The sequence below is a fragment of the Lachnospiraceae bacterium oral taxon 096 genome (assembly GCA_018141845.1).
GTDB lineage: Bacteria > Bacillota > Clostridia > Lachnospirales > Lachnospiraceae > F0428.
Window position 1 is genome coordinate 165,001 of sequence record CP073340.1, and the last position, 12,187, is coordinate 177,187.

12 protein-coding genes, 2 tRNA genes and 1 rRNA gene (1 of these 15 cut by a window edge) are annotated in these 12,187 nt (G+C 41.1%); 1 reads left to right on the forward strand and 14 read right to left on the reverse strand.

Translation table 11 applies throughout. The features are described 5' to 3' along the window. The 14 genes from J5A74_00790 to secA form a co-directional block, all read right to left on the reverse strand. A 16S ribosomal RNA gene (locus tag J5A74_00790) occupies positions 1 to 487 on the reverse strand (it extends 1,043 nt beyond the left edge of the window). 159 nt (positions 488 to 646) lie between these two features. Then, a tRNA-Ser gene (locus J5A74_00795) sits at positions 647 to 735 on the reverse strand. 54 nt (positions 736 to 789) lie between these two features. After that, positions 790 to 875: transfer RNA gene (locus J5A74_00800), tRNA-Ser, on the reverse strand. A gap of 120 nt (positions 876 to 995) precedes the next feature. Then, positions 996 to 1,682 (reverse strand): 2-C-methyl-D-erythritol 4-phosphate cytidylyltransferase, encoded by a 687-nt coding sequence (ispD, locus tag J5A74_00805; protein QUI95935.1) that lies wholly within the window; start codon positions 1,680 to 1,682, stop codon positions 996 to 998. After that, positions 1,682 to 2,713, reverse strand: coding sequence for a tRNA (adenosine(37)-N6)-threonylcarbamoyltransferase complex transferase subunit TsaD (gene tsaD / locus J5A74_00810; protein ID QUI95936.1), 1,032 nt, complete (start codon positions 2,711 to 2,713; stop codon positions 1,682 to 1,684). The genes ispD and tsaD overlap by 1 nt, the downstream gene beginning before the upstream one ends. Continuing rightward, positions 2,700 to 3,614: a ribonuclease Z gene (locus J5A74_00815; GenBank protein ID QUI95937.1), complete on the reverse strand. Its 915-nt coding sequence runs from the start codon at positions 3,612 to 3,614 to the stop codon at positions 2,700 to 2,702. The genes tsaD and J5A74_00815 overlap by 14 nt, the downstream gene beginning before the upstream one ends. Beyond that, positions 3,608 to 4,048 carry a ribosomal protein S18-alanine N-acetyltransferase gene (rimI, locus tag J5A74_00820; GenBank protein QUI95938.1) on the reverse strand — a complete coding sequence of 147 codons (441 nt, stop codon included), beginning with the start codon at positions 4,046 to 4,048 and terminating at the stop codon, positions 3,608 to 3,610. Before rimI ends, J5A74_00815 begins: the two co-directional genes overlap by 7 nt. After that, on the reverse strand, positions 4,045 to 4,749 hold the full coding sequence (gene tsaB / locus J5A74_00825; GenBank protein ID QUI95939.1) for a tRNA (adenosine(37)-N6)-threonylcarbamoyltransferase complex dimerization subunit type 1 TsaB: 705 nt from the start codon (positions 4,747 to 4,749) through the stop codon (positions 4,045 to 4,047). Before tsaB ends, rimI begins: the two co-directional genes overlap by 4 nt. Then, entirely contained in the window at positions 4,730 to 5,176 is a 447-nt protein-coding gene (tsaE, locus tag J5A74_00830) for a tRNA (adenosine(37)-N6)-threonylcarbamoyltransferase complex ATPase subunit type 1 TsaE (protein QUI95940.1), read from the reverse strand. The genes tsaB and tsaE overlap by 20 nt, the downstream gene beginning before the upstream one ends. Beyond that, positions 5,176 to 5,667, reverse strand: a complete 492-nt coding sequence (locus J5A74_00835; GenBank protein QUI95941.1) for a YcxB family protein — start codon at positions 5,665 to 5,667, stop codon at positions 5,176 to 5,178. Before J5A74_00835 ends, tsaE begins: the two co-directional genes overlap by 1 nt. Before the next feature lie 80 nt (positions 5,668 to 5,747). Continuing rightward, on the reverse strand, positions 5,748 to 6,962 hold the full coding sequence (locus tag J5A74_00840) for a homoserine dehydrogenase (protein ID QUI95942.1): 1,215 nt from the start codon (positions 6,960 to 6,962) through the stop codon (positions 5,748 to 5,750). Between the two features lie 5 nt (positions 6,963 to 6,967). Further along, complete coding sequence (locus J5A74_00845; GenBank protein ID QUI95943.1) at positions 6,968 to 7,411, reverse strand: ACT domain-containing protein; 444 nt, start codon at positions 7,409 to 7,411, stop codon at positions 6,968 to 6,970. A gap of 103 nt (positions 7,412 to 7,514) precedes the next feature. Continuing rightward, positions 7,515 to 8,661, reverse strand: a protein-coding gene (gene prfB, locus J5A74_00850; protein QUI95944.1) for a peptide chain release factor 2 whose coding sequence is annotated in 2 segments (ribosomal slippage) — positions 7,515 to 8,585 and positions 8,587 to 8,661 — 1,146 coding nt in all. Because the reading frame shifts where the segments join, the coding sequence is not laid out codon by codon here. 63 nt (positions 8,662 to 8,724) lie between these two features. After that, on the reverse strand, positions 8,725 to 11,298 hold the full coding sequence (gene secA, locus J5A74_00855; protein ID QUI95945.1) for a preprotein translocase subunit SecA: 2,574 nt from the start codon (positions 11,296 to 11,298) through the stop codon (positions 8,725 to 8,727). 287 nt (positions 11,299 to 11,585) lie between these two features. Here secA and raiA point away from each other — a divergent pair, with 287 nt between their 5' ends. Then, positions 11,586 to 12,122 (forward strand): ribosome-associated translation inhibitor RaiA, encoded by a 537-nt coding sequence (raiA, locus tag J5A74_00860; GenBank protein ID QUI95946.1) that lies wholly within the window; start codon positions 11,586 to 11,588, stop codon positions 12,120 to 12,122. Positions 12,123 to 12,187: the final 65 nt, after the last annotated feature.

The window sequence follows — 12,187 nt, forward strand, 5'->3', positions numbered from 1 at the left end:
TCTTAGTCAGGTACCGTCATTTTCTTCCCTGCTGATAGAGCTTTACATACCGAAATACTTCTTCACTCACGCGGCGTCGCTGGATCAGGGTTCCCCCCATTGTCCAATATTCCCCACTGCTGCCTCCCGTAGGAGTTTGGGCCGTGTCTCAGTCCCAATGTGGCCGATCACCCTCTCAGGTCGGCTACTGATCGTCGCCTTGGTAGGCCTTTACCCCACCAACTAGCTAATCAGACGCGGGTCCATCTTGCACCACCTCAGTTTTTACCCCTGTACCATGCGGTACTGTGGTCTTATGCGGTATTAGCAGTCGTTTCCAACTGTTGTCCCCCTGTGCAAGGTAGGTTACCCACGCGTTACTCACCCGTCCGCCACTCAGTCTGTCATTCTTCCACCCGAAGGTCTCCAAACAACAGCTTCGTTCGACTTGCATGTGTTAAGCACGCCGCCAGCGTTCATCCTGAGCCAGGATCAAACTCTCATGTTTAAGTTTTGATCTAGGTCACGATTGCACTAGCAATTTGTATCCTATGATTACTGAAGCTTTGTTTTCACAAAGCCAAAGGTTTTATTACATTCTTGAAATTCTTATAAGAAATTTCAGGGTTATGTGTACTGTTTAATCTTTAATTTTCAAGGTTCTAAACGCAGAAAGAGGGATTTGAACCCTCGCAACGCTATTAACGTTCTACTCCCTTTCCAGGGGAGCCCCTTCAGCCACTTGGGTATTTCTGCTGAATGACGAAGTTCGTATCCAATTTTCTACTATCATCATTTTTATATGATGAGCGGAGAGGGTGGGATTCGAACCCACGCGCCCTTGCGGACAAACGGTTTTCAAGACCGCCTCGTTATGACCACTTCGATACCTCTCCGTAACGCTCGTTTATAATACCTAATTTTTACAATAAAGTCAACAGTTTTTTTTATTTTTTTTAAAAAAATTTTAAAATCGCTAAAAACTCGCCAAAACATCAAGTTTTTAGCGATTCAATCTATTGTAAAAACTCTTCTGCAATGCCGATATCTTCTGGTGTCGTCACCTTAATATTTTGATACATCCCCATCGTAAGCTTTGCTCTTTTTCCCAGTATCTTTTCCAACACCATGGCATCATCTGTAATGCCATCCAATTTTTTTTCCAACACACATTGATCATAGGCCCTCTTACAATCCGCATAAAAAAATGTCTGTGGTGTCTGTATACTCCAAAGCTTCCTTCGATCTGGTGTCTGTGCACCAAATCCATCCTCATCGGCGAAACGAATGGTATCCTTTACAGGCACTGCAAGTACACTCGCTCCATACTTTATCGTATCCTCAATACCTCTTTGAATATGTAAGTCATCAACCATAGGTCTTGCCCCATCATGAATCGATACAATATCGCACCGAGCCTCTTCTAAAGCCTTTAATCCCTCATATACAGAAAAATATCGCTCACTTCCCCCAGCAACAATATACTTTACTTTTTTTATTCCATGTTCTTTCAGAAGCTGAGCACAATACTCCTCATCTCCTCCAGTGACAACCAGTGCAACTACATCCACCTTACTTTTTTCAAATGCAAGAAGAGAATGAATTAGCAGTGGCTTTTTTGCCACTTCCAGATATTGCTTTGGAATCTCCATTCCCATTCGGCTTCCACGACCTGCTGCAAGTACCACTGCACCAATTTTCATTACTCCTTTGCCCTCCCAAGTAATAAACTCGGAACTGCGTTTAAATCCAGTCCCGCCCTTTTTCCCTGTAAATATTCATAATATCCCGCACTGGCAATCATTGCCGCATTATCTGTACAATAAATTCTTGGTGGATAATACAGCAAAAGTTCATTTTCCTTACAAGCTGTCTCCATTTTTTCTCTCAAACAAGAATTTGCGGCCACTCCTCCAGCAATGGCAACTTTATGAAAACCAAATTCCTTTGCTGCATCCACTGTGTGCTCCACCAAAACATCCACTATGGCCTTTTGAAATGAGGCCACAAGATCAGCAACACAAATCTCTTCCCCCATCATTTTTGCGTGATTTTGATAGTTCAATACTGCCGACTTCACGCCCGAAAAACTAAAATCATACTTTGCTCCAGTAACTTTGGCCTTTGGAAAAGAAATGGCCTTTGGATTTCCCTCCTTTGCCTTTTGATCAATTTTGGGTCCTCCTGGATAACCAAGCCCCACACTCCTTGCCACCTTATCAAACGCTTCTCCTGCGGCATCATCTCTTGTTCTTCCAATAATTTCAAAGTCACCATAATCTCGCACTATGGCAAGATTGGTATGTCCTCCCGAAACAATCAAACAGACAAAGGGTGGTTCTAAATCTGCATGAGAGATAAAATTTGCACTCACATGTCCCTCAATGTGATGTACAGCAACCAATGGCTTTTTTGCTGCATAGGCTATCGCCTTCGCCTGTGCTACTCCAACAAGAAGTGCACCGACAAGCCCCGGACCATAGGTCACAGCAATCACATCAATTTCTTCCAAAGTTTTTCCTGCATCAACAAGTGCCTGCTCAATCACAGGATTGATATTTTCAATATGCTTTCTCGAGGCAATTTCTGGAACAACCCCGCCATACAAGGTATGAAGATCAATCTGTGAGGATATCACATTCGAGAGAACCTCTCGACCATTTTTTACCACTGCTGCTGCCGTCTCATCACATGAACTTTCTATTCCCAGGACATAGATATCATTCTTCTTCATCAAATCTCAACTCCTTTGTCCACCCATCTCTTGCTGCCTTGGTATTTTCAAATATTTTTTTCACCTGATCCATGTACTCTTCTGGGTGGTTGAGCGATGGACTATAATGGGTTAACCACATTTCCTTTGGATTGGCTTTTTTCGCTAACTGTGCTGCCTCATACATGGTCATATGCTTATTTTCTCTCGCCTTTTCTTCTTTTCCTTCCTCACCATACATCCCCTCACAAATAAATAAATCTGCATCCTTTGCATATTCTGCAATCACTGGCACTGGTCGGCTGTCTGTACAATAACTTACTTTTAATCCCCTGCGTTCTGCTCCCATAACCATATCAGGTGTATAGATAGTTTCACCATCACATATAGTTTCGCCTTTTTGCAATTTATTCCAAAACTTGAGTGGAATATTTAATTCTTTTGCCCTTTGGGCATTAAACTTTCCCTTTCTAGGAATAGTGATGGAATATCCATAGCAGAGCACATTGTGGTTGACACGGTAAGCCTCAATTTGATAAGGACCGATCTGCATTTTTTCCTCATTTTCCTTAAATTCATAAAACTCCAACTCAAAGGGTAGTTCTGGTGCAATCGTTCGGAGTGCTCCGACCACTCGCTCAAGTCCCTTTGGTCCAATTAACTTTACAGGTTCTACTCTCTCCGCATTGCCAAGTGTCAACAATAGCCCCGGCAATCCACTAATATGGTCGGCATGATAGTGGGTAAAACAAATGACATCGATGGGTTTGGGACTCCATCCCTTTTCCTTCATCGCAATCTGCGTTCCCTCCCCACAGTCAATTAACAAATTGCTGCCATCGCATCGACACATCAGCGATGTCAGCCATCGGTAGGGCAGGGGCATCATCCCTCCTGTTCCCAACAAACAAATATCTAACATTTTTCTTCCTCTTTTTTCATTAAAATTGCATCCTCTACTGGATTTATGTAATATTCTTTGCGCCTTCCAATCTCAACAAATCCATACTTTTGATATAGAGCGATAGCTGGTTCATTGGAGACTCTAACCTCTAAAAACTGTTTTACAATATTTTTCTGCCTACATACCTCTTGCATCACTTCCATCAATTGCCACGCACAATGCATCTTCCTTTTTTCTGGCACCACAGCAATGCGAAATACTTCTGCTTCATCTTGTACTATCCGAAAATCAATATATCCAACGATGCTCTCTTTTTCTCTATACACATAGACTTCATCATAGACACCTTCAAGAGCCGAAGTGATCATCTTTTTTGTCCAAGCATCTTTAAAGCAAAGATTCTCTACTGCTTGAATTGCCAAAACATCTCCCATTTCTGCCTTTGTAATCACAGCTTTTTCATTGCCTCTTCTCTCTCTCTTTCTGCTTGACTCTTCCTCAAATAGTTTGGGGCAAAATCGCTTGCAGAAACCATCTTATTTTCTCTGGCATAACAAAGCCCAAGGCTAGCCACTGATGCAGCTCTTTGCCGATTTTGATGTGCCATAGCAAATGTATAGGGAATTGTGATTTCATTTTCAATCATTTTTTGATATACAGGAACGCCATCACCCAAAAAAATAACTCGTTCTCCCCTTGCATTTAATTCTAAAATCAATTCGTGCATATCCACAGCTCTCTGTGCACAAATCACTTTCAAATCTCTATCGCAGTAATAAAGCCCATTATAAACTTGATTTCTTCTTGCATCCATAATCGGACAAATGAGGGCATCACTGCCACAGAGATTGTAGGCCGTTGCATCCAATGTTGGCACATGAATCAATGGCTTTTGAAGAGCAAATCCCAACCCCTTGGCTGTCGCCGCACCTATGCGAAGCCCCGTAAATGACCCCGGACCACCAGAAACCGCAATGGCATCAATCTCTTGCAATTCCATCCCAAGCATACGCATCACCTCATCGAGCATGGGCAATAGTGTCTGCGAATGAGTCTTCTTAAAGTTTACGGTGTACTCCGCAAGCATATTTTCATCTTCAACAATGGCAATCGATGCTACTAAAGAAGAACTCTCAATTCCTAATATCTTCATTATTCCATCCCCTTACAACAATCTTTCGATAGTCAAATCCTTTTTCTGGATCCTTAATAATCTCCACATAAATGGCATTATCTGGTATCAATTCCACAATCAAATTTGACCACTCCACAAGAGATACCCCCGAACCAAAAAAATAATCTTCATATCCGATCTCATCCATCTCATCAATATCCGAAATCCGATAGACATCAAAGTGATACAACGGCATTTTGCCCTCCTCATAGATTTGCACAATCGTAAAGGTTGGACTGGTAATAGGCTCTGTAATCCCCAGTCCCAGGGCAAAGCCCTTGGCAAATACCGTTTTTCCCACACCAAGGTCACCATCTAAACAGACAATACTTCCTGCCTCCAGCTTTTCTGCCATCTTTTTTGCAAAATCCATGGTCTCTTCCTGTGAATATGTCTCTATCTCCATTAAAAATTCCTCACTCTTGTATTTGCTCGAATTATTGTCAAAAGCTTCTCCCTGTCTTTTTGCCAATAGCGTTTGGGAACCAAATAAGCTCTCACATGATCAAAATAAATAATCAGCAGGTCTCTCTTTATCATGCTCTTATAGACATTATCCCAAGTATAATGGATCTCTTGGTCGCCCTGCCTAGCATCAATCCCCTCATTTGAAAATTCAAGATGCATTCCCTGTTCAATGGCCTCTGACCTCGCCTGACTTGCAGCCTTTAGGTAGAGTATTGCTGGCTGAATCACTGAAAAGAGTAATCCTAACAACAATAAAATTGCCCTGTGATTGACCGCCAACATATTCCATCGAAAAATTAAATATCCCAGAGAAACGACCGTAATCAATACATTAAAAACTCCTTGAAAACCACGCGATGCATGATAGAGAGAAAACCTCCAAATATCTTTGGTGCTCAATCGCATATCAATGACCACTTTTTCTTCCATAATTTTCCTCCACTGCGAAACCAAAGGAGAGGAAAGTGGCCTCCCACCTTCCTCTCTCAAAGTATTCCCATCTTTTCTCATTACAATATTGCACGAATAAATTTGATGGTCTCTGGAATTTTCTCCACAATCTGCTTAAAGTCATCTTCCTTCATTGTGCCTGTCAGAATAGCAAATTCGTCTTCTCCCTCAAGTTGCAATACTTTTACCTCACCAAAAGCTTTTTTGCACTTTTCAATCAAAGCTGTATCATTGCCACTAAAACGAACAAAATACTGATGTGTGGACTCCTTGATGTCCTCAACCTTTGCCTTTTCACTGCCCCAACCCATTGGCACATTTTTATTCTTATGTCTTGCACTTGCAATAATATCAGCCACAACTGCACTTGCTGTTGGAAGTTTTCCTGCTCCACTTCCATAGAGCATACTCTTGCCGAGCATATTTCCCTCAATCATAATTCCATTGTACACACCTCGAACCATATAGAGCAAGTGACGGTCAGTAATCATCATTGGGCAGACATACGCATAGAGTCGACTTTTTTCTACCTTCATACTACCAAATAATTTCAATGAACCATGAAATAATTTCGCATAGGCAAAATCAATTTTCTCAATTTTGCTGATTCCCTCTGTGTAGATTTCTTCAAAATCCACTTCCTTGCCTGTGGCCAAAGAAGCCAAAATCGCAATCTTTCTGCAGGCATCAAATCCCTCTACATCTGCCTCAGGATTTCTCTCGGCATAACCTAGCTTTTGTGCCTGTGTAAGTGCCTGCTCAAATGTCTCGCCATCTTCATCCATCTTAGTCAAAATATAGTTGGTGGTTCCATTTAAGATACCTGTAATCTCTCGAATTTTTTCACCTGCATAGGCCTTAGTTAATGTGCGGATAACAGGAATTCCACCACCTACACTTGCCTCAAACATAAAGTTTACATTATTCTCCTTGGCCACTTGAATCAACTCTGTACCACGAGCTGCCACCAATGCCTTGTTCGAGGTTACCGCATGTTTTCCAGACTTTAATACTGCCTTGACAAATTCATAGGCTGGGCTCACTCCACCCATCGTCTCAACAACGATATCAATTTCTTTATCGTTTAAAATTTCATTGAAATCGTGGACAATTAAATTCTCTACTTCCTGACCTTTAAAATCCTTCAAATCAAGAATTTTCTTTACACGAATATCATCCCAAATCTCAGCTTTAATTGCCTCATTATTATGTTTAATAACTTCATAAACACCTGAACCAATGGTACCAAATCCCATTATTGCAACATTAATCATTTTTCCTACTCCCTAGCTAATATTTTTACATCGCAGATACCTTCTCTGTTTTCAATATCATCCACCATTTTGGATAGATTTCCCGTATCTTGTAATATTTCTACGGACAAAGATATACTTGCTACGCCATTGACCGGAATGGACTGATGGATGGTCAGAATATTGGCATGATAAATTGCCACAATATGCAATAAATCCGACAATAACCCAGGTTCATCCATAATCTGCATAGCCAGTGTAATCGTTCTTCCCTTGGCATTATCATTAAATGGAAAAATATCATCTTTATATTTATAAAACGAACTTCTACTGATATTAGTTCGATCAGCAGCTTCTTTGACCGATATGGACTTGTCCGAATTCAATAGACGCTTTGCTTCTACGACTCGAAGAAGCACATCTGGAATTGCCTTTTCCTTTACCACATAGTATTTACATTCCTTCTCCAAGTGTTCGCCCTCCGGAAACAATTGTTTTTTACTAAACGAGTCTACCACGAAGAGTAAAAAAAATCAAGGCAAGCACAATAATTTATTGCACCTGCCCATACTCTTATTCTATATCTCCCATATCCTGCTGTGAACCATCTGGTCTTCCCAGACTATCCCAAGTTAAATAGGCAATAATAAATTTATCAATATCTCCGTCTAGCACGGCCTGTGCGTTGCCACTCTCGCATCCTGTTCGATGATCTTTGACCATGGTATAGGGCTGCAAAATATAGGAACGAATTTGGCTTCCCCATGCAACATCCTTGACATCTCCTCGAATATCCGACAGCTTATCCACATGGGCTTGCTGTTTGAGCATAAAAAGTTTTGCCTTTAGCATCTGCATTGCCACATCTTTATTTTGGAATTGACTTCTCTGGGACTGACATTGCACAACTACTCCTGTAGGAATATGAGTGATGCGAACTGCAGAAGAAGTCTTGTTAATATGCTGTCCACCTGCACCAGATGAGCGATAGGTATCAACACGCAAATCATCAGGATTAATTTCTACCTCTAGATCTTCGTCCATCTCTGGCATAATATCACAGGAAACAAAAGATGTTTGACGCTTTCCCGCCGTATTAAATGGGGAAATACGTACCAAGCGATGAACCCCATGTTCACTGCGAAGATATCCGTAGGCATTTTCGCCCTCCACTTTCATTGTAATGGACTTAATGCCCGCCTCATCACCATCGAGATAATCAAGCACTTCCAGAGAATATCCCTTATTCTGTGCCCACCTTGTATACATTCGATAGAGCATCTCGCACCAGTCACAGGACTCTGTTCCTCCTGCACCTGCACCAAGCTTTAAAATGGCATTATTTCGGTCATATGGACCACTCAATAGAGTTTGTACCTTCATTTGCTCCACACCATCGACAAATTCATTGAGCATCTGCTCAATCTCTGGAATTAAACTCTCATCATTTTCCTCATATCCCATCTCAATCAGTGTTCCAATGTCCTCATACTCACTCTCTAAATGTCGATACGCTTCCACTGTATCTTTCAATGCCTTTGCTTCTTTGACAAGTTTTGTGGATTGTTCTGGATTATCCCAAAAATCTGGCTCTTCCATCGCTCGATCCAACTCCACAATTCTTCTTTCCTTACTATCTAAGTCAAAGTGAATCCCTCACTTCCAACAATGTACTTTCATAGGAAGACAGTTTATATTTAAACTGGTCTAACTCAACCACATCATCACCTTCTTTCTAAGTTGTAAATAGGGGACCGCAGATGCAGCCCCCAAAATGCACAAACTATCCTTCCATTCTTCCATGGCATTGCTTATACTTCTTTCCACTTCCACAAGGACAAGGATCATTTGGATAGATCTTTTGTTCTTCATTTCTCTTTGGCTCTCTTGCCAAAGAGTCGTCCTTATTTGTTCCTGTCACCTTGACCACTGGTTCTCTCTCCACTGGCTGCTCTATGCGGACATGATACATAATGCGGACAGTATCCTCTGTAATGCCTGTAATCATCTCGTCAAACATATCATATGCACTCATCTTGTACTCAACAAGAGGATCTCTTTGACCATAGGCCTGGAGACCAATACCTTGACGCAACTGTTCCATATCGTCGATGTGATTGGTCCAACGATTGTCAATTGCCTTTAATAAAACGACACGCTCAAGCTCACGAATCTTTTCAAGGTCTGGGAATTCTGCCTCCTTGGCCTCATAGAGCTTAATCGCCTCTTCTTTTAACTTTTGCATCAAATCAGCCTTCTTCATTCCCTTCATGTCCTCAGTGTAACGCACTGGCTGAAGTGGAATGATTGGCAACAATAACTCATTAAGCTCTGTGTATGCCCAATCCTTTGCATCCGCGTCCTCGGAAATAGCTATTCCCACTGCATGCTCTACAATATCATTGATCATTCGCATAATGGTATCGCGCATATTATCGCCCTCAAGAACTTTATTTCGCTCCTCGTAGATAACTTCACGCTGCTCATTATTGACCTCATCATACTTTAACAGGTTCTCTCTCATACCATAGTTGTTGCTCTCGATCTTCATCTGTGCCTTTTCAATGGCATTGGAAAGCATTTTATGTTCAATCTGCTCTCCCTCTGGAACACCCATAGATTCAAAGATTTTTATTAATCTTTCTGAACCAAAAAGTCTCATCAAATCATCTTCTAGTGAGATATAAAATCTTGACTCACCAGGATCTCCCTGACGACCTGCACGACCACGCAACTGATTGTCAATACGCCTTGACTCATGTCTTTCTGTACCAATAATTTTCAGACCGCCAAGAGCCTTTGCCCCTTCACCAAGCTTAATATCGGTACCACGACCTGCCATATTGGTGGCAATCGTCACTGCACCAACAACACCTGCATCGGCAACAATCTCCGCCTCTCGCTCATGGAACTTTGCATTCAACACGGTATGCTTAATTCCCTCTTTCTTTAACATCTTCGAAAGCAACTCTGAAGTTTCGATCGTAATGGTACCAACAAGCACTGGCTGACCTTTTGCGTGGGTCTTGACAATGTCCTGAACAACCGCATTGAACTTTTCTTTCTTGCTCTTATATACAGCATCATCATAGTCAATTCTTTGCACTGGTCGGTTTGTTGGAATAGCCACTGCATCCATGCCATAGGTATTTCTAAACTCCTTTTCCTCCGTGAGTGCTGTACCTGTCATACCTGACTTCTTCTTATAGCGATTGAAGAAGTTCTGGAAGGTAATGGTAGCCAAAGTCTTTGATTCCCTCTGCACATTGACATGCTCCTTCGCCTCAATTGCCTGATGAAGCCCATCGGAATACCGTCTTCCCTGCATAATACGACCTGTAAACTCGTCGACAATTAAAACTTCACCGTCCTTGACAACATAATCCTTATCTCTATGCATCAAGCTGTGTGCACGAAGAGCAAGAATAATATTGTGCTGAATTTCCAAGTTATCCGCATCGGCAAGATTTTCAATATTAAAGAATTTTTCTACTTTTTTAATACCATCCAGTGTCAAGTTGACTACCTTGTCCTTTTCATTGACAACATAATCTCCCGTCTCCTCGATGTCCTCGCCCATAATGGCATTCATCTTTGTAAACTCTCCACTAGCTTCACCTCTTTCGAGCTGACGAGCTAAAATATCACATGCCTCGTAGAGCTTGGTTGATTTCGAAGACTGTCCCGAAATAATCAATGGTGTTCTTGCCTCATCAATTAATACAGAATCGACCTCATCAATAATCGCATAGTCCAAATCTCTCAATACCTGTTGTTCCTTATAAAGAGCCATATTATCACGCAAATAATCAAATCCCAACTCATTATTTGTCACATAGGTAATATCGCAATTATATGCTGCTTTTCTTTGTTCACTGGTCATATCATTGAGTACAACACCGACAGTCAGTCCGAGATATCGATGAATGTCGCCCATCCATTCCGCATCACGCTTAGCCAAATAGTCATTGACAGTAACAATATGTACGCCTTTACCTGCAAGTGCATTTAAGTATGCTGGACAAGTTGATACCAAAGTCTTACCTTCACCAGTTCGCATCTCTGCGATTCTTCCCTGGTGTAAAACAATACCACCAATCAACTGTACTGGATAATGCTCCATTCCTACAGAGCGCTTTGCAGCCTCTCGAACTGTGGCAAATGCCTCTGGCAAAATATCATCTAAGGTCTCACCATTTGCTAAACGCTCCTTTAACTTTGGTGTCTGTGCCTTCAATTCTTCATCACTAAGTGCCGCCATCTGTGGCTGCATGGCAATGATCTTATCTACAATTGGTCTAATCTTCTTCAGCTCATGATCGCTGTGCGTTCCAAATATTTTTTCAATCAGGTTCATTCCACTATCTCCTGTAATTATTTCCCTTTATTTTTTGATCAAAGGTGATACGCATTATATCACACTCTACACTAACTTAATTATTCTATCACTTGCAACCCCTAACTTCAATGTAATTCTTATTTTTTTTAGATTTGAACAAATTGTCTTTTTCTGTATATACTTATAAAGTTCTATTTTTCAGCATTTTTAATATTTATTGTATCAACAATTTAAATTTTATTATTGAATTTATCATCTCTTTGTGCTATACTTTAACTAATCTAAACGAGAAGGAGTTGATCATTATGCGTTATACCATTACTGGAAGAAATATTGAGGTTACACAAGGTTTAAAGGATGCCGTTGAAGAAAAGCTTGCTAAGTTAGATCGCTATTTTGCAGATGACACTTTGGCAAAGGTTTCCCTCAGTGTACAAAGAGCTGACCAAAAGATTGAGATCACCATCCCAACAAAATTGGGACTCATTCGTGCTGAAGAGACAACTACCGATATGTATTCCAGCATTGACCTTGCAATCGACTTAATTGAAAAGCAGATTAAAAAGTATAAAAGTAAATTGATTGACAAAAAGCAATCTGCACAGAGCTTTTCACAGGCCTTCTTCTCTGAGACATCTGACGATGTACTCGATGATGATGCACTAAAGATTGTCAAAGTCAAGAAATTTGCAATAAAGCCTATGGACCCTGAAGAAGCCGTTTTACAGATGGAAATGCTCGGTCACGCCTTCTTCGTTTTCCTAAATTCCGAAACCGAGAATGTAAATGTAGTTTACAAGAGAAAGAACGGAACCTATGGAATTATTGAACCTGAGTCATAGTATCATAATAAATACATCCTCAAAAGGGGGCTGCAGTAAGCTGCAGTCCCCCTTTTGGTATTCAT